Source organism: Pseudomonas sp. 67(2021) (assembly GCF_017491835.1).
GTDB classification, from domain to species: Bacteria; Pseudomonadota; Gammaproteobacteria; order Pseudomonadales; family Pseudomonadaceae; genus Aquipseudomonas; species Aquipseudomonas atacamensis.
On the sequence record NZ_JAFGYL010000013.1, the window covers coordinates 101,998 to 127,992 of the forward strand.

The following is a 25,995-nucleotide window of genomic DNA, read 5'->3' on the forward strand; positions in this document are numbered from 1 at the left end:
GCCTGCCCGGGATGTCTTACAGAGGCCACATCGCCGTGCCGAACGGAACCACCGCGTCGGCTTGCATCATTTCCACAGCGGCCTCATGGGTTGGCGCTTCAAACCATTCGTCCAGTTGCAGTTCGGTATCCAAGTCTTTTTCCAGTGCTTGCATGGTCGATCTCCTAGAGAATTTCACGGTTTATGACTGACCGGTCGAGGTGGCCGGTGAGACGTGAAGAACCTAGTTGAGCGTTTTTGTGAATGCAAAAATTTATCCATTTAATTTTTAAATAGACTTTTTGTTCTGTTTTTCGCGATGAATTTTCTTATTTGAAAACAAAAAACTAGGTCGGCGAAATTGATAGCAAGCTAGCGACCGTCAATATGCAGACGTCCTACAGAAATTTCTGATTCGGAAAATATTCGTTACGCGTTGTAAAGAAAACCTGACGATATTGGCCCGCCAACGCGGTGATTTCCCGTCTCGCCCTCCGTTGTAAGGAAAAGCTTCCGTAACCCGACGCAGCGTGCGCCACGCAGGGCTCTGGCGCGCTTGTTTCCAGCCTTCAGGCAGGGTGTTATGCGCCCCATGCCTGTTGTGCAGGCGAATAACAAGAAGGAGGCGCAATGTACGCCGCGACTGATTTCCACTTCTCCCCGTGGGACGGTTTTCTCCTCGTCCCCGTCGATGGCCTGCAAAGGTCTGACTCACATTTTGCAGCCGCTCGAGACTGTCGAGGCGGACACATGCAATCCCGGCAACCGACACGCTGATCAGGCGGGTCTGGCAGCAGGGGGTTAGCGGTGTACAATGCGCCGCGTTTTAACTGTGACCCTCTGCGTAATCGCAAAAATCTCGAGGCTATCCGCCTTGTTCACTCCGCCGCGCCACAAGCGTGCCGGGTTCGATTTCGTCACAGATAAAAACAAACAGGTGACGCATGACCGTTGTAAATGAGCTGAACTCCTGGTGCCTGCGCTGGGGTTTGATCGGGGCTGCCTGAAATCGCAACCTTGCAGCAACGTCTACTGAACATCATCAAACCTTGCGTGAGACCTTTTTCATGAGTGGACAACCCTCACAATCAGGCGAGCTTAAACGCGGCCTGAAAAATCGCCATATTCAACTGATCGCCCTCGGTGGCGCGATCGGTACCGGATTGTTCCTCGGTTCTGCCGGGGTCCTGAAATCCGCCGGGCCGTCGATGATCCTCGGCTACGCCATCTGCGGCTTCATCGCCTTCATGATCATGCGCCAGCTCGGCGAAATGATCGTCGAAGAGCCGGTGGCCGGTTCCTTCAGTCATTTCGCGCACAAATACTGGGGCGGTTTCGCCGGTTTCCTCTCGGGCTGGAACTGCTGGATTCTGTACATTCTGGTGGGCATGTCCGAGCTGACGGCGGTTGGCAAGTATATCCATTACTGGGCGCCGGACATCCCGACCTGGGTCTCCGCGGCAGCATTCTTCGTGCTGATCAACGCGATCAACCTGGCCAACGTCAAAGTCTTCGGTGAAGCCGAATTCTGGTTCGCGATCATCAAGGTTGTGGCCATCGTTGGCATGATCGCCCTGGGCAGCTACCTGCTGGTCAGCGGCCACGGCGGCCCGCAAGCGTCGGTGAGCAACCTGTGGTCCCACGGCGGTTTCTTTCCCAACGGGGTGAGCGGTCTGGTGATGGCCATGGCGATCATCATGTTCTCCTTCGGCGGTCTGGAAATGCTCGGTTTCACCGCCGCTGAAGCGGACAAGCCGAAAACCGTGATCCCGAAAGCGATCAATCAGGTGATCTACCGCATCCTGATTTTCTACATTGGCGCACTGGTGATCCTGCTGTCGCTGACTCCTTGGGATAGCCTGCTGGAAACTCTCAATGCGTCGGGCGATTCCTACAGCGGCAGCCCGTTCGTACAAGTGTTCTCGATGCTCGGCAGCAACACCGCCGCGCACATCCTCAACTTCGTCGTGCTGACCGCTGCGCTGTCGGTATACAACAGCGGCACCTACTGCAACAGCCGCATGCTGCTGGGCATGGCCGAGCAGGGCGATGCGCCGAAAGGTCTGGCGAAGATCGACAAGCGCGGCGTGCCGGTGCGTTCGATTCTGGCGTCGGCGGCAGTGACGCTGGTTGCCGTGTTGCTCAATTACCTGATCCCGCAGCACGCGCTGGAACTGCTGATGTCGCTGGTGGTTGCGACGCTGGTGATCAACTGGGCGATGATCAGCTACTCGCACTTCAAGTTCCGCCAGCACATGAACCAGACCAAACAGACGCCATTGTTCAAGGCGCTGTGGTACCCGTACGGCAACTTCGTCTGCCTGGCGTTCGTGGTGTTCATCCTCAGCGTGATGCTGCTGATCCCGGGGATTCAGATCTCGGTGTATGCGATTCCGGTGTGGGTGGTGTTCATGTGGGTCTGCTACCTGATCAAGAACAAGCGCAGTGTGCAGGCGGTGGTGGCTGCAACAGCGAAATAACCTCGCAGGCAGAAACGACAAACCCGGCCAGAGTGCCGGGTTTGTTGTTTTGAAATGGAAAAATCTGGCATCACACCGAACCCTGTGAGAGCGAGCCTGCTTGCGAAAGCGGTCCATCAGAAACATCTGCATCGACTGACACACCGCCTTCGCGAGCAGGCTCGCTCCCACAGAGGTTGAGTGAATCAGGTTATCCTGCACCCTCTGATTACGGACGCTTTTCCATGCTGGTGATTTCCAACAACGTGCATCTTCCGGATGCCGAGATCGAATTGACTGCCATCCGCGCGCAAGGCGCCGGTGGACAGAACGTCAACAAGGTCTCCAGTGCCATGCACTTGCGCTTCGACATTCCCAACTCGTCATTGCCGGAGTTCTACAAGGAACGCCTGCTGGCGCTGCGAGACAGTCGTATCACCAGCGACGGCGTGCTGATCATCAAGGCGCAGCAATATCGCACCCAGGAAGCCAACCGCGCCGATGCGCTGGAGCGGCTGGTCGAGCTGATTCTCAGCGCCACCAAAGTGGAAAAGAAACGCCGCCCGACCAAGCCGACCCTCGGTTCGAAGAAGCGTCGGCTGGAGTCGAAAACCAAGCGCGGCAGCATCAAGGCCGGGCGCGGCAAGGTGGACTTCTAAACCTCGCGATACTTCGCCGTGTGCTTGTACAGATAGACACTCAAGCCAAGGCCGCTCAACGCTGCAAATGCGGCGAACAGGAAGATCGAAGCAAAACCGAATCCTGCTGCGATCGCCCCGGCCAGCGGCCCGGTGATCCCCAGCGACAAATCAATGAACAGTGAATAGGCACCGACCGCCGCGCCACGGCTCGAGGCTGGCACCAGATTTACTGCTTCCACGCCCAGCGCCGGGAACACCAGCGAGAAGCCGAAACCGCTCAGCGCCGCACCGGCCAGTGCCCAATGCGCATCCGGAGCAATCCACAACAGCAACAGTCCCAACGTTTCCACCGACAGACAGGCAATCGCCACGCGGAAGCCGCCGAGGCGGTTGATCAGATTGCCGAACAGCAGCCGCGCGCCGATGAAGCTGGCGCCGAACAGGCTCAGGCACAGCACCGCGTTGTCCCAGTGCTGGGTCGCGTAATACAGGGTAATGAACGTGGCGATGGTGCCAAAACCGATCGAGCCCAGCGCCAGTCCGCAGCCGTGGGGGAAGACTTTGCCCAGCACATGCATGAACGGCAGGCGTTCACCGGCGACGATCGGCGCGGCGGTCTTCGGCCATGCCAGCGCCAGACCGAGCAGGGCGAGAAGGATGATGCTCACGCCCATGCTCCACAGCCCTAACCTGCTTACCAGCCATACACCGAACGGCGCGCCGATCGCCAGGGCGCCGTAACTGGCGATGCCGTTCCAGGAAATCACTTTCGCCGTATTCGCCGCGCCGACCCGGCCGATGCCCCAGCCAATCGAACCAGAACCGACCAGGCTTTCCGCACTGCCCAACACCAGACGGCCGATCAGCAGGCTGATCAGGCTCAGCAGTGGCAGGTTCGGTGTCCACGCGGAAATCAGCATGAACACACCGCTCAAGCCACAGCCAGCGAGGCCGATCATCACTGCGCGTTTGCTGCCCTGGTTGTCGATGATCTTGCCCGCGTACGGGCGGCTGAGCAGGGTGGCGAGGTATTGCACGCTGATCACCAGCCCGGCGATCACCGCACCGAAACCCAGGTCACTGTGGACGTAGCCCGGCAACACGGCGAGCGGGATGCCGATGTTCAGGTAACCGATGAAGGTGAAAAGGACGATGGAGACTACTTGCAGCGTAACCGCCAGCGGACGCTGGGGCTCGGGTATAGACGACATGGGTAACGATCCACGGGAGCAGCAGATTAGATAGGCTGCTCATGATACCGGCGTGAACCGTTCAGGGGCGGGGAAAAGTAAAACTATTTGCCGGGCGGCGCTTTCAGGATTTCGCGGGGGCGACCAGTTGCGTGGTGACGAGGGCGGCGAGGGCGTTTTCTTCGCTGCCGAAACGCTCGAGCAGGGCGGCCTGTTTCTCGGGTGAGAGGCGATTCCAGATCTCGATCATTTTCTCGGTGGCGCCGATCAGCACGGCAGCTTGGCTTTCGGAGAATTCGTCGGTCATGGCGGGCTCGGGCTTCAGGCAGTGTGGAAAGCGCATGTTAGCGCTTTCCACACGGTCTGTACGGCGGGTCTTACTCTTCGCTGTCAGCTTTGCGGCTGTCAGCGGCTTCTTGCGGCTCGGGCTTTTCAGCGCCGGCGTGTTGCGGGGTCGTCTGCTCAGGTACGTGCAGGCTTGGGAAGGGGAGATTGGGAATCTCGTGCATGGTTGCGCTCCTCGCTAAGTCTGTTGATAGATCAGGTGCTCCGCGCTTTACAAAGCCTGCGCAGGATACAGCAGGAAAAATGACAATCAGACTTTTAATTCAAATTAATGCGACACATGGCCGCAGGGAGGCAAGCGCTGGGTCTGCTGATCGTTCCCACGCTCTGCGTGGGAATGCCTCAATGGACGCTCTGCGTCCGCTGTTGGGACGCGGAGCGTCCCGGGCTGCATTCCCACGCAGAGCGTGGGAACGATCAGTCGGGTGGGGGATTATTTGCAGGCGTCAGCGATCGCGTCGGCGAGCGATGCGAGGCGGGTGGCGTCGATCCCGGCAACGTTCGCCCGACCCGAGCTGACCATGTACACGCTGTGCCGCTCGCGCAGGTGTTTAACCTGTTCCGGCGACAGGCCGGTGTAGGAGAACATCCCGCGTTGCACGCCGATGTGGGCAAAACGCTCGCGCAAACCGTGGGGTTCCAGCGCTTCGACCAGACCGCTGCGCAACTGCGCGATTCGTAAGCGCATCGCTTCCACTTCATCGGCCCAGCGCGCTTTCAGCTCTGGGTCGGCGAGGATGGTCGCGACCACCGCCGCGCCGTGATCCGGCGGCGTCGACCACAGATTGCGGGCGATGTTGGCCAGTTGGCTGCGGATGTCGATGAGCTTGTCAGCGCTGGTCGCGCAGACGATCAGCGCACCGGTACGGTCTCGATACAGGCCGAAGTTCTTCGAGCAGGAACTGGTGATCAGCAGCTCCGGCACTTCGGCCGCGAACAGCCGGGTCGACCAGGCGTCCTGCTCCAGGCCATCGCCAAAACCCTGATAAGCAAAGTCGATCAGCGGCAGCAGATCGCGGCTGCGCACCACTTCAAGCACGCGCTTCCAATCGTCATGGCTCAGGTCGAAACCGGTCGGGTTGTGGCAGCACGCATGCAGCAGCACCACGTCACCCTTCGGCACTTCCCTGAGCACGGCGAGCATCGCTTCGACGTCGAGGCGGTTGTCACTGCCGACGTACGGGTAGTGGCTGACCTTGACCTTGGCGGCGGCGAAAATGGTTTCGTGGATCGGCCAGGTCGGGTTGCTCAACCACACGCCTTTGCCCGGCAGGCACTGCGCAATGAAGTCTGCCGCCAGCCGCAAGGCACCGGTACCGCCCGGGGTCTGGGTGGCGCCGGCGCGTTGTTCGGTGATCAGTTGCGAGTCGGCACCGAGTACCAGCTCATTGATGACCTTGCCGAACAGCGGATTGCCGTGGCCACCGATGTAGGTCTTGGTGTCCTGGCTTTCGACCAGTCGTGCCTCGGCGATTTTCACCGCCTCGGGGATTGGCGTCAGACCCTGGGCATCCTTGTAGACGCCAACGCCGAGGTCGAACTTGCGCGGATTGGCATCCTGCGCATAGGCCTCCATCAAACCGAGAATCGGGTCGCCGGGGACCCGGCCGATGGCGTCGAAGTGCATTACTTGCGTCCTTCTGCGGTCTTGGCCACTTCGTCAGTGCGCGCAGCCATGATGAAGTCGTTGCGGTGCAGGCCTTTGATCGAATGGCTCCACCAGGTCACGGTGACTTTGCCCCACTCGGTCAGCAGGCCCGGGTGGTGACCTTCGGCCTCGGAGATTTCGCCGACGGCGTTGGTGAACGCCAGCGCATGCTTGAAGTTCTTGAACAGGAAAACTTTCTCCAGCTGCATGATGCCGTCGCGTACTTCGATGTTCCAGTCAGGGATCTGCTTGATCAGGATCGGCAGTTCTTCGTCGCTGACTTGTGGCGCATCGGCGCGGCAGGCTTCGCAGTGGGCTTGGTTCAAAGTCGACATGGTGGATTCCTGAAAACGAGTGTGTTTTTTATTAAAGCGCGTGTGCCGTCAATGCCGCCACGCTAAAGCAAAGTGGCGGCGACGGACAGACGCAATTGTCAGCAAAAGTCGCGGTTCAGGCGGCTTTGGGTTTCGGCGGAAATTTCGGCGCGTGCAAGCCCAACTGCATGCCCTGACGAACCATGGCCATGATGTCTTCATGGGCCACATCGAACAGGCGCTTGAGATTGGGCAGGACGAAGTACAGCGGCTGCAGGATGTCGATGCGATACGGCGTGCGCATGGCTTCCAGCGGATCGAAGAGCTGATGCTCGGGCTCGTCCGACAGGCAGTAAACGGTTTCTTTCGGCGAGGACAGAATCCCGCCACCGTAGATGCGCTTGCCCTGCGGGGTGTCGACCAGACCGAATTCGATGGTCATCCAGTACAGCCGCGCCAGATACACGCGTTCTTCCTTGGTCGCTTGCAGGCCAAGCTTGCCGTAGGTGTGGGTGAATTCAGCGAAGTAGGGGTTGGTCAGTAGCGGGCAGTGGCCGAAGATCTCGTGAAAAATGTCCGGCTCTTGCAGATAGTCGAGTTCTTCGCGGGTACGTATGAAGGTGGCGACGGGGAATTGTTTGCTGGCAAGCAACTCGAAAAAGGTCTGGAAGGGAATCAGCGCCGGCACCCGGGCAACCTGCCAGCCAGTGGTCTCGCCGAGCACTTTATTGATCTCGGCCAGTTGCGGGATGCGGTCGTGGGGCAGACCGAGTTTTTCGATACCGTCCAGGTATTCCTGGCACGCGCGACCTTCAATCACCTTCAACTGGCGAGTGATCAGCGTGTTCCACACCGCATGTTCTTCGGCGGGGTAGTCGATAAAACCTTTCGCATCGGGCTCGCGAGCCACGTATTGCGTCTGCTTCATGCTGCTCTCCTGCTAGGAAATTCGTTTTTGTTATGTCCAGCGATGGCTAAAGGAATACCCCAGAGCGCGAAGCTGCGCAGCATGTTGAGCCGTGCATGTGTAGGAAATTTCGTCGAGTTTCGTAAAGTTATCGTTACGCTTTGTCGGGTAATCAGCAATTACGGTGATTGGCGGGTTTGAAAAGGGCAGGGGCTGTCACATAATCTTGACAACTATCTGCGTGCCTCGACAGAAACATCTGCCCCGGGCGCGCCACAGAACCCTGTGGGAGCGAGCCTGCTCGCGAAAGCGGTCTGTCTGACACATCGATACTGGATGTGCTGGCCCCTTCGCGAGCAGGCTCGCTCCCACAAGGACATGTGTTTTCCTCTCAAACCTGTCGGGCCTTTTTCTATGCGCATCAAAGTCCACTGCCAGAACCGCATCGGCATCCTGCGCGACATTCTCAATCTGCTGGTGGCGTACGGGATCAACGTCGCACGCGGCGAGGTGGGTGGTGAGCATGGCAATGCGATCTACCTGCACTGCCCGAACCTGATCAACATTCAGTTCCAGGCGTTGCGCCCCAAGTTCGAGGCGATCGGCGGGGTGTTTGGGGTCAAGCGCGTCGGGCTGATGCCCAGTGAACGCCGGCACATGGAATTGAACGCACTGCTTGGCGCGCTGGAGTTTCCGGTGTTGTCGATCGACATGGGCGGCTCGATCGTTGCGGCCAACCGCGCGGCGGCGCAGTTGCTCGGGGTGCGCGTCGATGAGGTGCCGGGGATTCCGCTGTCGCGCTACGCCGAGGATTTCGACCTGCCCGAACTGGTGCGCGCCAACAAATCGCGGATCAACGGCATGCGGGTCAAGGTCAAGGGCGACATCTTTCTCGCCGACATCGCCCCGCTGCAATCGGAGCACGATGACAGCGAGGCCATGGCCGGCGCCGTACTGACGCTGCACCGCGCCGACCGCGTCGGCGAGCGCATCTACAACGTGCGCAAACAGGAGCTGCGCGGCTTCGACAGTATCTTCCAGAGCTCGAAAGTCATGGCCGCTGTGGTCCGCGAAGCGCGACGCATGGCGCCGCTGGATGCGCCGCTATTAATAGAAGGCGAAACCGGCACCGGCAAGGAACTGCTCGCGCGCGCCTGTCACCTCGCCAGCCCGCGTGGACAGTCACCGTTGATGGCGCTCAACTGCGCCGGACTGCCGGAGTCGATGGCCGAGACCGAACTGTTCGGCTACGGCCCCGGCGCTTTCGAAGGCGCTCGCGCTGAGGGCAAGCTTGGCCTGCTGGAGTTGACCGCTGGCGGCACGCTGTTTCTCGATGGCGTCGGCGAGATGAGCCCGCGCTTGCAGGTCAAGCTGCTGCGCTTTCTTCAGGACGGTTGCTTCCGTCGCGTCGGCAGTGATGAAGAGGTCTATCTCGATGTGCGGGTGATCTGCGCAACCCAGGTGGACTTGTCCGAATTGTGCGCGCGCGGCGAGTTTCGTCAGGATCTCTATCACCGCTTGAACGTGCTGTCGCTGCACATCCCGCCACTGCGCGAATGCCTCGACGGTCTGACGCCGCTGGTTGAACACTTTCTCGACCAGGCCAGTCGGCAGATCGGCTGTCCGCTGCCGAAACTGGCTCCGGCGGCGATGGATCGCCTCAGCCATTACCACTGGCCGGGCAACGTGCGGCAGCTGGAGAACGTGCTGTTCCAGGCGGTTTCCCTGTGCGACGGCGGCACGGTCAAGGCCGAACATATTCGCCTGCCGGATTACGGCGTGCGGCAGCCGCTTGGCGATTTTTCTCTCGACGGCAGTCTGGACGAGATCGTCGGGCGTTTCGAGAAAGCGGTGCTGGAGCGCTTGTATTCCGAGCATCCCAGCAGTCGGCAGTTGGGCAAGCGGCTGGGGGTTTCGCACACGACGATTGCCAACAAGTTGCGTGAGTATGAGGTTGGCAAGTCTCAGTCATAGCCGCAAGTGATCGTTCCCATGCTCTGCGTGGGAATGCAGCCCGGGACGCTCCGCGTCCCAAAGCGGACGCAGAGCGTCCAGTGAGGCATTCCCACGCAGAGCATGGGAACGATCAGTGTCCAGGCCGAACCTTGCCACTAACCGGCATGACACCGCCGGTTTTTCGTCTTCGACCCATTTCAGATTCCCCCTCTGATCCCCTCAAGTCCCCTGTTTACCGGGCCTTCGCCCGCCAATAAAAAGTTGGTCTGCAAATTGCTTATGGCTGAGCAGTACAGCGGTGGGCGGCAAACGTCCGGCATGCAGAGGAAACACAGTGGACAAGTACCTTTATGTGGCAATGACCGGCGCCAGCCAGAACGCACTGGCGCAGCGGGCGCATGCCAACAACCTGGCGAACATCTCCACCAACGGCTTCCAGCGCGACCTCGAGCAGGCGCGTTCGATGCCGGTGTTCGGTGACAGCTTTCCGGCGCGTGCGTTTGCCATGAGCGAACGTCCCGCCACCGACTTCACGCCGGGCTCGCTGGTGCAGACCGGTCGTGAACTCGACGTCGCGGTATCCGGCAACGGTTTCATCGCCGTGCAAAACCCCAGCGGTGGTGAAAGCTACGTGCGCACCGGCAGCCTCAACATCGACGCCCTCGGCGTATTGCGCGCCGGCAACGGCATGCCGGTGATCGGTAATGGCGGCCCGATCGCCGTGCCGCCCGAGCAGCAGGTCGAAGTCGGCGAAGACGGCACCATCAGCATTCGCGCGATGGGCGAAGGCCCCCGCGTCATGGCCGAAGTCGACCGGATCAAGCTGGTCAACCCGGACATCAAGAACATGAACAAAGGCCTCGACGGTTCGATTTACACCAAGGACGGCCAGCCGGCGCAAGCCGACGCCAACGTCAAACTGGTCTCGGGTTTCCTTGAGTCGAGCAACGTCAATGCCGTGGAAGAAATGACTTCGGTGCTGGCCCTGGCCAAGCAGTTCGAGTTGCACGTCAAGATGATGAACACCGCCAAAGACGACGACCAGGCCATGGCTCGGGTCTTGCAGATCAGCTAATTATCAGAACGTCGCGCCGTAAAACAGGCGCACGAGGAGAATCGAATGCTTCCGGCTCTATGGGTTGCCAAAACCGGTCTGTCCGCCCAGGACACCAACCTGACCACCATTTCCAACAACCTGGCGAACGTCTCGACCACGGGTTTCAAACGTGACCGTGCCGAGTTCCAGGACCTGCTCTATCAGATCAAGCGTCAGCCAGGTGCCCAGTCGACCCAGGACAGCGAACTGCCGTCGGGTCTGCAAGTGGGTACCGGTGTGCGCATTGTCGGCACCCAGAAAAACTTCACCGCCGGCAGCCTGCAAACCACTGAGCAGCCGCTGGACATGGCCATCGACGGTCGCGGTTTCTTCCAGATCCTGCAGCCGGACGGCACCACGTCCTACACCCGTGACGGTACTTTCCACCTCGACTCCAATGGCCAGATCGTCAACGCCAGCGGTTTCGCCCTGGAGCCGGCGATCATCATCCCGAACGATGCGCAGACCTTCACCGTCGGCCGTGACGGCACCGTGTCGATCACCATCGCCGGCAACCCGGCCTCGCAAGTGATCGGCAACCTGCAGACCGCCGACTTCATCAACCCGGCCGGCCTGCAAGCCGTGGGCAACAACCTGTTCCTGGAAACCGCTGCTTCCGGCGCGCCGCAGGTCGGCACCCCGGGCCTCAACGGTTTCGGTACCACGCTGCAGAACACCCTGGAAACCTCGAACGTCAGCACCGTTGAAGAGATGGTCAACATGATCACCACTCAACGCGCCTACGAGATGAACTCCAAGGTGATCTCCACCGCCGACCAGATGCTCTCGTTCGTAACGCAGAATCTGTAATCCAGTCTTTGGGGCGGCCTGAGGTCGCCAGCAACACCGTGAGGTAGGGTCATGAAGCGCTTTGTATCTGTTCTGGCATTGAGTGGGGTCGTCTCGCTCGCGGGCTGCGTCGCCCCGACGCCCAAGCCCAATGACCCTTACTACGCCCCGGTGTTGCCGCGCACACCGTTGCCGGCGGCGGCCAACAACGGCTCGATCTATCAGGCCGGCTTCGAGCAGAACCTGTACAGCGACCGCAAGGCGTTCCGGGTCGGTGACATCATCACCATCACCCTGAACGAGCGCACGCAGGCAAGCAAGAACGCCAACTCGCAGATGGACAAGAACAGCGATAACTCGATCGGCCTGACCTCGTTGTTCGGCTCCAGCCTGACCACCAACAACCCGATTGGCGGCGGTGACCTGAGCCTCAACGCCGGCTACAGCGCCGACCGTTCGACCAAGGGCGACGCCAAGTCCGGGCAGAGCAACAGCCTGACCGGTTCGATCACCGTGACCGTGGCCGACGTGCTGCCCAACGGCATCATCGCCGTGCGTGGCGAGAAGTGGCTGACGCTCAACACCGGTGACGAACTGGTGCGCATCGCCGGCATGGTCCGCGCCGACGACATCGCGACCGACAACACCGTGTCGTCGACCCGTGTCGCCGATGCGCGCATTACCTACTCGGGTACCGGCGCGTTTGCCGATACGAGTCAGCCAGGCTGGTTCGACCGTTTCTTCCTCAGCCCGCTGTTCCCTTTCTAGGTGGCTACGTTGAATCTGAAAAGCCTTATGGTGGCCGCGTTGTTGATGTCTGCGGCGTTCACCGCCCACGCCGAGCGGCTGAAAGATATCGCCAGCATTTCCGGCGTGCGCTCCAACCAGTTGATCGGTTACGGCCTGGTGGTCGGGCTTAACGGCACCGGTGACCAGACGACGCAGACCCCGTTCACCCTGCAGACCTTCAACAACATGCTCTCGCAGTTCGGCATCAAGGTGCCGCCGGGATCGGGCAACGTTCAGTTGAAGAACGTCGCGGCGGTGTCGGTGAGTGCCGATCTGCCAGCGTTTGCCAAACCGGGTCAGCAGGTCGACATCACCGTGTCCTCGATCGGTAACTCCAAGAGCCTGCGTGGCGGCACCTTGCTGCTGACGCCGCTCAAGGGTATCGACGGCAACGTCTATGCGATCGCTCAGGGCAACCTCGTCGTTGGCGGTTTCGACGCTGAAGGCCGCGATGGTTCGAAGATCACCGTCAACGTTCCGTCGGCCGGTCGCATCCCTGGCGGTGCGTCGGTGGAACGTGCGGTGCCGAGCGGTTTCAACCAGGGCAACAGCCTGACGCTGAACCTCAACCGCTCCGACTTCACCACCGCCAAGCGCATCGTCGACAAGGTCAACGACATGCTCGGCCCTGGCGTCGCCCAAGCCATCGACGGCGGATCGGTGCGGGTGACTGCGCCGCTGGATCCGAGCCAGCGCGTCGACTACCTGTCGATCCTGGAGAACCTCGAAATCGATCCGGGTCAGGCGGTGGCAAAAGTCATCATCAACTCGCGTACCGGCACCATCGTCATCGGCCAGAACGTGAAAGTGTCGCCAGCCGCCGTGACCCACGGCAGCCTGACCGTGACCATCACCGAAGACCCGATCGTCAGCCAGCCGGGCCCGCTGTCCAACGGCCAGACCGCCGTCGTGCCGCGCTCGCGAGTGAATGCCGAACAGGAAGCCAAACCGATGTTCAAGTTCGGCCCGGGCACCACCCTCGACGAGATCGTCCGTGCGGTGAACCAGGTCGGCGCGGCACCGGGTGACCTGATGGCAATTCTCGAAGCTCTGAAGCAGGCCGGCGCATTGCAAGCCGACCTGATCGTGATCTGAGGCCGGCCACCATGGATATGCGCAAAAGCGGTCTGGTCAGCAGCAGCGATTCGGGTTCCTACTCCGACCTCAATCGTCTGAACCAGCTCAAGGTCGGCGACAAGAACAGCGACGAGAACATGCGCAAGGTGGCGCAGGAGTTCGAGTCGCTGTTCCTCGGCGAAATGCTCAAGTCGATGCGTTCGGCCACCGAAGCGCTCGGCCAGGACAACCCGCTGAACACGCCGGCGGCCAAGCAGTATCAGGAAATGTACGACCAGCAACTGGCGGTTTCCATGTCGCGGGAGGGCGGTGGTATCGGCCTGGCCGACGTGCTGATCCGGCAGATGTCGAAGAACAAACCGATGGCGCCGGGCGAGGCTGCGGCCGCGTCCGCCGCCAAGCAGCAGGAAGCGCTGGCCAAGGCCGCCGCCGTGCCGACGCCGATTGCCGCCGGCACCGTCGCCACCGGTCCGCTGTCCCGCGTCAACGGCGAGCGTCCGTTGTGGGCATCGCGCTCGGTGCATGCGCCGAACAACACCGATATTTCCCATCGCAACGACATGGCGCTGATCAACCAGCGGCGTCTGGCATTGCCGCCGAAACTGGCCGACCGCTTGCTCGCTGGTCTGGTGCCGTCGGCGCCGAGCGTGGCCACTGCCAGCACTGCGGCCGCAGCGACCAACGCCTTGCCGCAACGGGCTGCGACTAACGCCGTCACAGGCTCCGGTGCGTTGTACAACGGCGACTGGCTGGCCCGTGCCGAAGAGCAGAAAGCTGCCGGCGGGCAGATGCAGGTCTACGGCCGCGCCATGGCGCAGATTCCGCTGGCACCGGCGAAAAAGGCCTTCAGCTCTGCCGACGAATTCGTCAACACCATGCTGCCGATGGCCAAGGAAGCCGCCGACCGCATCGGCGTCGATCCGCGTTATCTGGTGGCGCAAGCGGCACTGGAAACCGGTTGGGGCAAATCGGTCATGCGCGCTCAGGATGGCAGCAGCAGCCACAACCTGTTCGGCATCAAGGCGAGCAGCAACTGGAAGGGCGATTCGGCCCGCGCGATCACCAGCGAGTTCCGCAATGGCGCGATGGTCAAGGAGACGGCAGAGTTCCGTTCCTACGCCTCGTACAAGGACAGCTTCCACGATCTGGTGACGTTGCTGCAGAGCAATAATCGCTATCAAGAAGTGCTGAAGTCGGCCGATAACCCAGAACAGTTTGTACGCGAGTTGCAGAAGGCCGGTTACGCCACCGACCCGAACTATGCGACGAAGATTTCGCAAATTGCCAAGCAGATGAACAGTTTTGAAAACTACGCTGCGGCGGGTGTCTCCACCACGCCTTTATAAGGCACCAGGTAATAAGGTCTGAACCATGAGTTTGCTCAATATCGGGATGTCGGGACTGTCGGCCAGCCAGTCCTCTCTGGCTACGACAGGCAACAACATTGCCAACGTCGACACCGCCGGTTATTCACGTCAGCAAACCGTGCAGGGCACCAAGTCCTCGCAGCAGTACGGCAGCGTTTTCATCGGCACGGGCACGACCCTGGCTGACGTGCGCCGGGTGTACAACTCGTACCTGGAATCGCAGCTGCACACCGCGACGTCGCTGGACAGCGAATCGGCAGCTTTCCTCAAGCAGGCGACGCCGCTGGACGCCATGCTGTCGGACACCAACACCGGCCTGACCGGTGTGCTGCAGAAATTCTTCACCTCGATGCAGGGCGTATCGACGTCGGCCACCGATGACACTTCGCGTCAGTCGGTGCTGACCGGCGCGCAGGCGCTGACCAGCCGTTTCAATACCCTGGCCAAGCAGCTCAACGATCAGAACACCACGATCAACGGCAGCCTCGGCGACATGACCGCCCAGGTGAACAAACTCGCCACGGCGATCGCCAATCTCAACCAGAAGATCGGCGAAATCTCCACCAGTGGCGGGGCGCCGAACGACCTGCTCGACAGCCGTAACGAAGCCGTGCGTCAGCTCTCCGAACTGACCGGTGCCCAGGTCGTCGAACGCGGCACCAGCTTCGACATCTATGTCGGCAGCGGCCAGCCGCTGGTCATCGGCAACACCACCAACAGCCTGAGCATGGTTGCGAGCAAGACCGACCCTTCGCGCATGTCGATTCAGATGGATCGCGGTTCGAGCACCATCGACATTACTTCGGTGATCAGCGGTGGCGAAATCGGCGGTCTGCTGACCTATCGCAAGGAAGTCCTCGACCCGTCGCTCAACGAGCTCGGTCGCGTCGCTCTGGTGATTGCCGATCAGATCAACAGCCAGCAAGCCCAGGGCATCGACAAGAACGGTGACTTCGGCGCGGCGATTTTCAACAACATCAACAGTGCCGCGCTGATCAGTCAGCGCAGCATTGCGAAGGATGGCAACAGCGCCGGTTCGGGCAACCTCGATGTGACCATCAAGGACACCGGCAAGCTGACCACCAGCGACTATCAGGTGACCTTCACCAGCGCCACCGATTACACCGTCAAGCGTTCCGACGGCACCGATCTGGGCGCATTCAGCACCACGACCAATCCGCCGCCAGTGATCGACGGTTTCACCTTGGCCTTGAATGGCGGCGCGCTGAGCGCGGGTGACTCATTTAAAGTCACGCCGACCCGCAACGCCGCGGCGAGCATTCAGACGGTCCTGACCGATCCGAAGAAAATCGCTGCGGCCGGTCCGCTGACCGGCGTCGCCAGCGCCAATGGTCTGGGCACTTACACCCAGCCGACGCTCAGCGACAGGATCGACATCTACAACCCGACCGCCCAGGCTGACATGCAGGCGGCGCTGAAGAATTCGACGCCGGTCAAACTGGTCTTCGGCGCGGCCAGCGGTGGCAGCCAGTCGTACACCCTGGTCGACGCCAAGGGCGGGACGCTGGGCACCGGCACCATCGTCCCTGGCCAGTCGAACACGCTGAATTTGAAGGTCGGCATCGTCGATGCCAGCGGCAACCCGGTGATGGACACTACGGTCACGCCGAACGTACAGAAGACCTTCACCGTGCAGACCACCGTGGGCGGCACGCCGAAAACCGGCGAGACCTTCACCATGAACCTGACCGGCGCGGCGTCTTCGGACAACCGCAACGCCCAGGCACTGGTCGCATTGCAAACCAAACAGACCGTGGACACCGGTTCGGCGAGCAAGGGCATCAGCCTGACCGACGCCTACAACACCCTGGTGACCAACGTCGGTACCAAGACCGCCCAAGGCAAGTCCGACAGCGCCGCGACCACGGCGATTCTGGAGAACGCCAAGGGTGCCCGCGATTCGCTTTCCGGGGTCAACCTGGACGAAGAAACCGGCAACCTGGTCAAGTACCAGCAGTACTACACAGCGTCTTCGCAGATCATCAAAGCTGCGCAGGAAACTTTCGCCACGCTGATCAACAGCCTTTAAGGAGTCGTAATTCATGCGCATTTCCACCGCCCAGTATTACGGAACGCAAGCTTCGGACTATCAGCGTAACTTCAACAAGGCCGTTGCCACCGCGAGCGAGGCGAGCAGCCTGCAACGCATCAACACTGCCGCCGACGATCCGATCGGTGCCGGGCGTCTGCTGCAGCTGGGCCAGCAGGCAGCGATGCTCGATCAGTACAAGACCAACGTCGATACCACCAAAAGTGCGTTGAACGTGCAGGAGTCCACGCTGGATTCGATCACCACGGCGTTGGCACGGGCCAAGGAACTTGCGCTGGCCGCGAACAACGGCACGATCACCGACAAGGATCGCCAGGCGTACGCTGCGGAACTGGGCCAGATCCAGCAACAAGTGCTGGGGCTGATGAACGCCAAGGACGCCAACGGTAACTATCTGTTCTCGGGTTCGAAAACCGATACCGCGCCGTATTCGCAAAACACCGACGGCACCTACACGTACAACGGCGACCAGACCACCATCGATCTGGGCATTGGCGATGGCCTGACAGTCGGCACCAACACCACCGGTTGGGATGCCTTCCAGCAGACCATCAATGCCGCCCGCACCAGCGTCAAGATGACCGCCCCGGCGGTGGACGATGGTCGCGTGGTGCTGTCCAACGGCACGGTCGGTACCGAAGCTACTTACAACGCCAAATTCACCAGTGGTCAGCCGTACACCGTCAGCTTCATCAGCAGCACGCAGATGCAAATCACCGACGCCCTGGGCAACGACGTGACTGCGGAAGCGAGCAAGAACGGCGTGATCAGCAATACCAGCGGCTCCAACCAGAGCTTCAGCTTCCGTGGCATCGACATGAAGCTGAATATCAACCTGAAAGAAGGCGACACCAACCCGGACGCAGTCATTGCCGGGCACAGCTTTCAGCTGGCGGTAAGCCCTGATACGTTCACCACCACGCGCAGCCCGGGCAATACCTCTACAGCGGTGATTACTGGATCGACCATCACCGATCAGGCAGCCTACACTGCGGCATTCCCGCAGGGCGGCGCGGTTCTCAAGTTCACCAGTGCCACCGATTTCGATCTGTACGCAGCACCGGTCACCGCCGACAGCAAACCGGTGTCTTCGGGCACCGTGGTCGGTGGCAACGCAACGGCCGCCGGTGTGACGTTTGCCTTGGGCAACACCCCGGCAACCGGTGATCAGTTCTCGATACAGCCGAACAATCACCAGACGCAGAATATTCTCGACACACTGGGTCAGATGATTGGCGCATTGAACACGCCAATCGATGGCGATCCTGTAGCCAAGCAAAAACTGCAAGGTGCGATGGAGGCGGGTCTCGGCAATATCGACGCCGCTACCAACCAGATTGGCACGGCGGTCACTTCGATCGGTGCGCGCGGGCAGGCGCTGGATATGCAGAGCGTCACCAATGACAGCCTGAGCACGGCCAACACCACGACGCAGGGCTCGATTCGTGATTCGGATCCGGCTGAAGTCATGACCCGCCTGACCTTGCAGCAGACCATGTTGCAGGCTGCGCAACTGGCGTTCAGCAAAATCAGCCAGTTGGGTCTGTTCAACAAGATCTGATAGTGACCGGGTGTGCAAGCACCCGGTACGTTGGCTCTTGAATTTTTATAGTCTTTTTTTCGCGGTTTGAGGGCTCGCTGTTCCGGTCGGGTTCGCGCCGCCTGCGAGTCCACCGTGAATTCTCTCCCCCTTGTCAGCCTTGTGATTCCTGCCTTCAATCCGCGCTTCTTCGAGCGGGCGCTGCGCAGCGCTATCAGTCAGGGCTACGGCAATCTTGAAATCATCGTGTGCGATGACAGTCGTGGCGATGAAATAGAGGCGATGGTTGTCGCGCTGAGTGAGCAGAGCGGCGTTGCCGTGCGCTATGTGCGTAATCCGCGCACCTTGGGCATGGTCGGCAATCTGCAGGCCTGCCTGGTTCAGGCTCAGGGCGAGTTCATCAAGTTTTTGTGTGACGACGATCAGTTGTTCACCAGTTGCATCGAGCGCCAGGCCGACGTGCTGGCTCATCGCGACGAAGTCAATCTGGTGCTGGCTCAGCGTCTGTTCTGGGACGCCGATGACATGGTCCTGCCATCCCGGCTGGAGAACACGCCGCTGTCGCCGATCAGCGGGTTGTTCAAGGGTGATGACCTGCTGGCGCTCTTCGAATCGTTTCCAGCGAACATTCTCGGTGGGTTCAGTAATGCACTGTTCCGCCGTGCTGACGTGGCCGAACTACTGCCAGCGTTGACACAGCCGGGCCATTGTTTTGTCGCAAGCCTCGATTTTGCCCTGTTCGTTTGTCTGCTGCGGCGCGGCAATGCAATGGTCTCCAATCATGTCTTGAGCGTCGAACGCCTCTATCCCGATCGTCTCAGCGCTCAGCAAGCGATGAAGGACGCGCTTGAGGTCGAACGGCAATGGCTGTTGCAAATGCTCAAGGCTCGCAGCGGTGAGTCGGCGCCTGCGCCGGGATGGGTGCGTTATGTCCCCATGCCCAAGGCCGATGACTCACCGAGAGTCTGGGAGGAGTTGCCGCTGAGCCGAACGCTCGGCACCAAGCAGAGTGCCCAGAAATGGCAAGTGGGCGGCGAAAGCCAGAGTTTTTCCGAGCTTTATGCGCAGTGGCTGGAGTGTCGCACGCTCAGTGACGTGCAGCGTCGGTTGCTGCCCGACACTTTGGCCGAGTGGCCTTCCACACCGCGTTTTGTGCCCATTGTGATTGATGAGCAAGGCAGCCCTGCGGCGCTGGAGCGAACCCTGGAAAGTCTCGCCGCACAGATCTATGCGCCGGAACTGACACTGGTGCTGTCGAACGATTGCGCTGAGCCGGTTCTGCATGAACGGGTGTTCCATCTGCCGTTGCAGGAAGACTATCTGCAACAGATCAATCAGTTGCTGCCGCAGCTCGAAGGCGCCGACTGGTTCTACTTGCTGCGCGCCGGTGATCGTCTGGTGGCCCCGGCCTTGCTGATGATGGCGGAACGCATCGCCTTCAATAGTGATCTGGATTGTGTCTACAGCGATGAAGGCAGCTTGCGTGCGGGTGAGTCGATGGAGCCGGCCTTCAAGCCCGACTTCAATCTGGACCTGATGCGCACCTTCCCTTACGTCGGTCGTGCGCTGGCGTTTCGGCGCGCGGCTTTTCTCGCAATGGGCGGTTTCGATTCGACGTTCACAGAGCTGGCGCCTCACGACATGCTCTGGCGCATGGTTGAGGATCAGGGCACTCAGGTGGTGGGCCATCTGGCCGAAATTGCCATCGAGTCGTCATTCGACCTGAGCCAATGGTTGTCTTTGCCAGCCGTGACGCAAACCAACCCGCGATTGTTGTCGGCACATCTTGATCGCCTGGGGATCGCCCATGATCTGCGCCGCGGCAGCGTCGAGCTGCTCAATCGGGTCGATTACCGCCATGCGCGTCGCCCGTTGGTCTCGATCATCATTTCCACCCGCGACCAGGTCGCTGCCTTGCAACGCTGCGTCGAAAGCCTGTTGGAGAAAACCGGCTACAGCGAGTACGAACTGTTGCTGGTCGACAACGCCAGCGAGACAGCCGAGGCGCGCGCCTGGCTGTACGGTATGGCGCAACTGGGCAGCGAGCGCGTGCGGGTGCTGAGTTACCCGCGCCTGGGTAACCTCGCCGCATTGCGCAATTTTGCCGTTGGCCAGGCGAAGGGCGAATACGTGCTGTTACTCAACCCCTATACCGTGATCACACAGAGTGACTGGCTGGATGAGTTGCTTAACCACGCCCAGCGTCCGGAAGTCGGTATCGTCGGGGCGAAACTCTTCAACCCCGACGGCCATGTGCTGCATGCGGGCCTGGTGCTCGGTTTGCAGGGCGCTGCCGGTCTGCCGTTCTACGGACAGGCGATGCAGTCGTCCGGGTACATGTTCCGCTTGCAGGCGGTGCAGAACCTGAGCGCCGTCGGCGCCGATTGCCTGATGGTGCGCAAGTCCGTATACGAAGCGGCTGACGGCCTGGACGAGCAGGAGCTGCCGCGCACGCTGCATGAAGTCGACCTGGCCATGCGCGTGGCCAGCCAGGGATATCTCGTAGTGTGGACGCCTTATGCGACCCTGGCGCTTGGTGCGCAGCCGATCGAGACGGTCAACAATGAAGAAACCACCTCGCACAGCCAGCAGGAAGAAACATTCTACAAACGGTGGCTGCCGTTCATTGCGCGGGATCCGGCCTACAATCCCAATCTGGCGTTGTACAAGCATACCGGTTCCAGTTTCACCCTCGAGCCGGGCCTGCGCGCTGGCTGGACGCCCTTCAGCCACAGCACCTTGCCGAAGATTCTGGGTTTGCCGATCAATGCATCGGCTATCGGTCATTATCGTGTCACGCAACCGCTGATCGAACTTGAGGCGGCGGGCAGGGTGCAAGGGCAGATCCGCTACAGCGTAAACCTGCCGCCGATCGTCGAAATCGAGCGGCTGGCACCGGATGTGATCATTCTGCAAGGGCGTTACACCGAAGCACCGGTCAATGAAATTCCGCTGCTGCGCAACTACTTCCACGCCCGACGCATCTATGAACTGGACGACTACGTCATCGATGTGCCTCATCGCAACGCCCACATTCGCAACATGCCGGACAAGCATGAGATGGAGCGGATCGTGCGCCGGGGGATCGGCTTGTGTGATCGCGTCGTGGTCTCGACCGAGCCGTTGGCCAATGCCTTGTCAGACATGCATCACGATATCCGTGTGGTGCCTAACATGTTGGCAAAAGAGTTCTGGAGCAATCTGCGCAGCCAGCGCCGTACTTCAAAGAAACCGCGTGTGGGCTGGGGTGGCGGCACCAGTCACCATGGTGACCTGGCGGTGATTGCGGATGTCGTGCGCGAACTTGCTGACGAGGTTGACTGGGTGTTTTTTGGCATGTGCCCGGATGACTTGCGCCCTTATATGCATGAATTCCATGGCGTCATCGCCCTTGACGCATACCCGGCGAAACTTGCCAGCCTTAATCTCGACTTGGCTCTGGCGCCGCTGGAGTTTCATATCTTCAACGACTGCAAGAGCAATTTGCGTCTGCTGGAATACGGCGCTTGCGGCTACCCGGTCATTTGTACGGACACCGAGGCGTACCGAGGTTACCTGCCGTGCACGCGGATCAAGACCAATACGACCGATGAGTGGCTGCAGGCTATCCGCATGCATCTGGCTGATCCGGATGCGAGCTATCGCATGGGCGACGAATTGCGTGAGGTGGTACTGCGTGACTATGTACTGCGTGGTGATAATTTGCGGCATTGGGAATATGGCTGGTTGGCAGATTGATTGAAATGCAGTCGTGACCATTCGAACAGGCGCCTTTGATAAAAGCCGCCTGTTTTTTTGTTTGTAGCTTGTTCGGTGCCTTCTCTGGAAAGAATTTTTGGCCACGGCTAAAGCTGTAATCATTTGCTGTCGATATTTACCTAATCGTCTGTCTTCAACGTTCGCTGCGATGACCTGTGATCACCACACGAACCTGTACCGATTCACAACAAGGCAAGGAAGAATAAATGGCGGTCATAAACGGAACAAACGGCGCGGATACGCTGGTAGGTACGAGTGGTGATGATGAGATCATCGGATGGGCGGGCAATGATCTGATAATGGGCGGAGCCGGTGCAGACAAGATCGATGGGGGGGCGAATTTAGATACTGTTGATTACTCGGCATCTGCCGCCGGGATCAACGTCGACATTCGTTACAACACCCCAGGTCGTGCAGGCATCGGCGGCGACTCCGAAGGCGATACGCTGATCAACATCGAGAAGGTGATCGGCTCTGCTTTCAACGACACCTTCAGCATCGATACCCTGACGGCGACCTTCGAAGGCGGTGCCGGGGACGACGTTTACATCATCAACGGTCTCGGTGGCACGGTCATCGAGCAGGCCGGCGGTGGCAATGATGAAGTGCGCACCAACTATTATTCGCAGTCGTTGGGTGCCAACGTCGAACGCCTGACTTACACCGGTACCACAGCGTTTACCGGCTACGGCAATGCGATCGACAACATCATCACCGGCGGCATCGGTAATGACACGCTGTTCGGTGGCGGCGGCGCGGATCAATTCATCGGCGGTGCGGGTGTCGACACGGCGGGTTACACCGACAGTACTGTCGGCGTCACCGTCAACCTGAAAACCGGCGTCCACACGGGGATAGCCACCGGTGACACCTTTACCGACATCGAAGGTATTCGTGGCTCCAACTTCAACGACACCTTCGTCGCCGATGGCCGCGCGATTGCCTTCGATGGTTCTGTCGGGAACATGGATGCGGTGGACTATTCGACTTCCGCCGCCGGAATCAACGTCGACATTCGTTACAACACCCCAGGTCGTGCAGGCATCGGCGGCGACTCCGAAGGCGATACGCTGATCAACATCGAGAAGGTGATCGGCTCTGCTTTCAACGACACCTTCAGCATCGATACCCTGACGGCGACCTTCGAAGGCGGTGCCGGGGACGACGTTTACATCATCAACGGTCTCGGTGGCACGGTCATCGAGCAGGCCGGCGGTGGCAATGATGAAGTGCGCACCAACTATTATTCGCAGTCGTTGGGTGCCAACGTCGAACGCCTGACTTACACCGGTACCACAGCGTTTACCGGCTACGGCAATGCGATCGACAACATCATCACCGGCGGCATCGGTAATGACACGCTGTTCGGTGGCGGCGGCGCGGATCAATTCATCGGCGGTGCGGGTGTCGACACGGCGGGTTACACCGACAGTACTGTCGGCGTCACCGTCAACCTGAAAACCGGCGTCCACACGGGGATAGCCACCGGTGACACCTTTACCGACATCGAAGGTATTCGTGGCTCCAACTTCAACGACACCTTCGTCGCTGATGGCCGCGCGATTGCCTTCGATGGCTCTGTCGGGAACATGGATACGGTGGACTATTCGACTTCCGCCGCCGGAATCAACGTCGACATTCGTTACAACACCCCAGGTCGTGCAGGCATCGGAGGCGACTCCGAAGGCGATACGCTGATCAACATCGAGAAGGTGATCGGCTCTGCTTTCAACGACACGTTCACCCTCGATAATCTTACGGCCACCTTCGAAGGTGGCGCGGGTGACGATGTGTACTTCCTCAATGGTGTTGGCGGCACGGTGGTCGAGCAGGCTGGAGGGGGCAATGACGAGGTTCGGACCACCTACGGTCAGCTCAGTCTGAACGCCAATGTAGAACGCTTGACCTATACCGGCACTAGTGCGTTCATCGGATACGGCAATGCGATCGACAACATCATCACCGGCGGCATCGGTAATGACACGCTGTTCGGTGGCGGCGGTGCCGACCAGTTCTTCGGCGGTGCGGGCTTCGATACGGTGGGCTACACCGACAGCGCGGTGGCAGTGACTGTTAACCTGAAAACCGGCGTTAATAGCGGCATTGCGACTGGCGATACCTTCAACGACATCGAAGGTGTTCGCGGTTCCAACTACAACGATATCTTCGTCGCCGATGGCCGCGCCATTGCCTTCGATGGCTCTGTCGGGAACATGGATACGGTTGACTATTCGACTTCCGCCGCCGGAATCAACGTCGAGATTCGCTACAACACTCCAGGCCGCGCAGGCGTGGGTGGCGACTCCGAAGGCGATACCCTGATCAACATCGAGAAGGTCATCGGTTCCGCTTTCAACGACACGTTCACCATTGATCTGATGACGGCCACCTTCGAAGGCGGTGCGGGTGACGACGTGTACTTCCTCAATGGCGCCGGCGGCACGGTGGTCGAGCAGTCCGGCGGGGGTATTGACGAGGTGCGGACCACTTACGGTCAGATCGCACTGAGTGCCAACGTCGAACGCCTGACCTACACCGGCACCGGTGCGTTCACCGGATACGGCAACGCCATCGACAACATCATTACGGGTGGGGCGGGTAATGACGTGTTGTTCGGCGGTGGTGGAGCCGACCAGTTTATCGGCGGCGCCGGGATCGACACCGTGGGCTATGCGGACAGCACGGTAGCGGTCAATATCAACCTCAAGACAGGCGTGCATTCGGGGATCGCGGCGGGGGACACCTACGTCAGCATCGAGGGCCTGCGTGGCACCGGTTTCAACGATACTTTCATTGCATCCAGTGCGGCCATGGCGTTCGATGGCCTGCTGGGCCAGGACGTGGTCAGCTACGAGCAGTCCGAAAGCGCCGTGACCATTGACCTGAAAACCAACGCCAACAGCGGTGACGCGGCGGGAGACACCTTCGCCGGCATTGAGATCTATCAGGGCAGTAGCTTTGACGACACGCTGTCCGGCTCGGCCAGCACCGATATCTTCATTGGTGGTAGTGGTGCCGACAGGATCGACGGGCGAGAAGGGTATGACAGTGCCTGGTACATCACCAGTGCGTCAGGGGTAAACATCAATCTGACGACCAACCTCAATCTGGGCGGAGATGCTCAAGGTGATGTCTTGCTCAATATCGAGCGAGTAGTCGGCAGTCACTTCGATGACACCATTTCAGCCAGCGCAACCGGAAACCTTCTCGAGGGTGGGCTGGGCAATGATGTGCTGTATGGCGGTAATGGCGGTGACACCCTGTATGGCGGGCTGGTCTCCGCCGTCGGACCGTTCAACCTGATCGGCATTTCCCTTGGACCGCAAGCAGACATGCTGTTTGGCGGCTACGGTGACGACTACATCTACAGTGCTGCGGACGACACCGGCACCCTGGCCTTCGGAGAGGCGGGGCGAGACACGATCATTGTTGCTTCAGGCAAGGCAGAGGGTGGCGAGGGTAACGACACGCTCACGGGCACGGGCAATAATTTTGTCCTGCTGGGCGGGACGGGCGATGACTCACTGACGCTCGGGATAAAAAATGCTTACCCTTGGCAAATGAGCTCTGGTGGCTTTGCCAATGGGGGGGCCGGTGACGACACCTACATCGTCAACACCGCCCAGTTGGTGACCATCCGTGACGATGGGCTAAGTCTCAATGACACGCTGAAACTGAACAACATTCAGTCGGCCCAGTCATTGCAACTCGCACGGGTGGGTGATGACCTATACCTCAATGACGGTTATTACCCTGTGTCTGACCCCACCGCCCAGGGGGTAAAGCTGCAAGACTGGTTCGCGGGTGGCAACACCATCGAACACTTCATAGCGGCCAACGGTGATGTTCTGCCACTCAATGGTGATGGGTTTGCCATGTTTGGCTGATTTGACCGATTGCCGTAATTAACGGTTTTCGCAGCCTGTAACGAAGGGGGCCCGATCCAGTGGATCGGGCCCCCTTTTTCATGGCAGCGCGTAAACGCAACTAATAGAGCTGGTATACGGTGCGCGCGAGCTGGCGCGTTTCCTGCAAGCTCCCCTCAAATCGCCATAAAACGAGCGCTAG

Annotated in this window: 19 protein-coding genes; 12 read left to right on the top strand and 7 right to left on the bottom strand. The window is 60.0% G+C overall.

Annotated elements, in window-relative coordinates; genetic code table 11:
• Positions 1-16: 16 nt before the first annotated feature.
• Entirely contained in the window at positions 17-154 is a 138-nt protein-coding gene (locus J5M66_RS17105; protein ID WP_003222780.1) for a hypothetical protein, read from the bottom strand.
• A gap of 892 nt (positions 155-1,046) precedes the next feature.
• Between J5M66_RS17105 and J5M66_RS17110 the strand changes: the two genes are divergently transcribed.
• On the top strand, positions 1,047-2,459 hold the full coding sequence (locus tag J5M66_RS17110; protein WP_123442870.1) for an amino acid permease: 1,413 nt from the start codon (positions 1,047-1,049) through the stop codon (positions 2,457-2,459).
• Positions 2,460-2,683: 224 nt separating this feature from the next.
• The gene (gene arfB, locus J5M66_RS17115) at positions 2,684-3,097 is read left to right on the top strand and encodes an alternative ribosome rescue aminoacyl-tRNA hydrolase ArfB (RefSeq protein WP_016771119.1); all 414 of its coding nucleotides are present in this window, start codon (positions 2,684-2,686) and stop codon (positions 3,095-3,097) included.
• Here the strand turns inward: arfB and J5M66_RS17120 are convergent.
• The 6 genes from J5M66_RS17120 to phhA all read right to left on the bottom strand — a co-directional run bounded on the left by J5M66_RS17120 (position 3,094) and on the right by phhA (position 7,504).
• Positions 3,094-4,281: an MFS transporter gene (locus tag J5M66_RS17120; RefSeq protein ID WP_051600625.1), complete on the bottom strand. Its 1,188-nt coding sequence runs from the start codon at positions 4,279-4,281 to the stop codon at positions 3,094-3,096. The two genes, arfB and J5M66_RS17120, sit on opposite strands and share 4 nt — an antisense overlap.
• 112 nt (positions 4,282-4,393) lie before the next feature.
• On the bottom strand, positions 4,394-4,576 hold the full coding sequence (locus tag J5M66_RS17125; RefSeq protein WP_039761215.1) for a hypothetical protein: 183 nt from the start codon (positions 4,574-4,576) through the stop codon (positions 4,394-4,396).
• Positions 4,577-4,646: 70 nt separating this feature from the next.
• Positions 4,647-4,778, bottom strand: coding sequence for a hypothetical protein (locus J5M66_RS27175; RefSeq protein WP_016771117.1), 132 nt, complete (start codon positions 4,776-4,778; stop codon positions 4,647-4,649).
• Between the two features lie 269 nt (positions 4,779-5,047).
• On the bottom strand, positions 5,048-6,241 hold the full coding sequence (locus J5M66_RS17130; RefSeq protein WP_207808736.1) for an amino acid aminotransferase: 1,194 nt from the start codon (positions 6,239-6,241) through the stop codon (positions 5,048-5,050).
• A complete protein-coding gene (locus tag J5M66_RS17135; protein ID WP_016771115.1) occupies positions 6,241-6,597 on the bottom strand; it encodes a 4a-hydroxytetrahydrobiopterin dehydratase in 357 nt (118 codons plus the stop codon). Before J5M66_RS17135 ends, J5M66_RS17130 begins: the two co-directional genes overlap by 1 nt.
• Before the next feature lie 115 nt (positions 6,598-6,712).
• A complete protein-coding gene (gene phhA, locus J5M66_RS17140; protein WP_206420852.1) occupies positions 6,713-7,504 on the bottom strand; it encodes a phenylalanine 4-monooxygenase in 792 nt (263 codons plus the stop codon).
• A gap of 393 nt (positions 7,505-7,897) precedes the next feature.
• Here phhA and J5M66_RS17145 point away from each other — a divergent pair, with 393 nt between their 5' ends.
• From J5M66_RS17145 to J5M66_RS17190, 10 genes are all read left to right on the top strand, one after another.
• Entirely contained in the window at positions 7,898-9,457 is a 1,560-nt protein-coding gene (locus tag J5M66_RS17145; protein ID WP_123442868.1) for a sigma-54-dependent transcriptional regulator, read from the top strand.
• Between the two features lie 316 nt (positions 9,458-9,773).
• Complete coding sequence (locus J5M66_RS17150) at positions 9,774-10,514, top strand: flagellar basal body rod protein FlgF (protein WP_016771112.1); 741 nt, start codon at positions 9,774-9,776, stop codon at positions 10,512-10,514.
• Positions 10,515-10,559: 45 nt separating this feature from the next.
• Positions 10,560-11,345 (top strand): flagellar basal-body rod protein FlgG, encoded by a 786-nt coding sequence (flgG, locus tag J5M66_RS17155; RefSeq protein ID WP_024012082.1) that lies wholly within the window; start codon positions 10,560-10,562, stop codon positions 11,343-11,345.
• Between the two features lie 51 nt (positions 11,346-11,396).
• The gene (gene flgH / locus J5M66_RS17160) at positions 11,397-12,092 is read left to right on the top strand and encodes a flagellar basal body L-ring protein FlgH (protein WP_016771110.1); all 696 of its coding nucleotides are present in this window, start codon (positions 11,397-11,399) and stop codon (positions 12,090-12,092) included.
• A gap of 27 nt (positions 12,093-12,119) precedes the next feature.
• Positions 12,120-13,208 (top strand): flagellar basal body P-ring protein FlgI, encoded by a 1,089-nt coding sequence (locus J5M66_RS17165; protein WP_024012083.1) that lies wholly within the window; start codon positions 12,120-12,122, stop codon positions 13,206-13,208.
• 11 nt (positions 13,209-13,219) lie between these two features.
• Positions 13,220-14,536: a flagellar assembly peptidoglycan hydrolase FlgJ gene (gene flgJ, locus J5M66_RS17170; RefSeq protein ID WP_123442866.1), complete on the top strand. Its 1,317-nt coding sequence runs from the start codon at positions 13,220-13,222 to the stop codon at positions 14,534-14,536.
• A gap of 25 nt (positions 14,537-14,561) precedes the next feature.
• On the top strand, positions 14,562-16,607 hold the full coding sequence (gene flgK, locus J5M66_RS17175) for a flagellar hook-associated protein FlgK (protein WP_207808734.1): 2,046 nt from the start codon (positions 14,562-14,564) through the stop codon (positions 16,605-16,607).
• Between the two features lie 13 nt (positions 16,608-16,620).
• A complete protein-coding gene (locus J5M66_RS17180) occupies positions 16,621-18,189 on the top strand; it encodes a flagellar hook-associated protein 3 (RefSeq protein ID WP_207808733.1) in 1,569 nt (522 codons plus the stop codon).
• A gap of 114 nt (positions 18,190-18,303) precedes the next feature.
• Positions 18,304-21,906 (top strand): glycosyltransferase, encoded by a 3,603-nt coding sequence (locus J5M66_RS17185; RefSeq protein ID WP_207808732.1) that lies wholly within the window; start codon positions 18,304-18,306, stop codon positions 21,904-21,906.
• A gap of 227 nt (positions 21,907-22,133) precedes the next feature.
• Entirely contained in the window at positions 22,134-25,814 is a 3,681-nt protein-coding gene (locus J5M66_RS17190; RefSeq protein ID WP_207808729.1) for a calcium-binding protein, read from the top strand.
• Positions 25,815-25,995 lie beyond the last annotated feature (181 nt).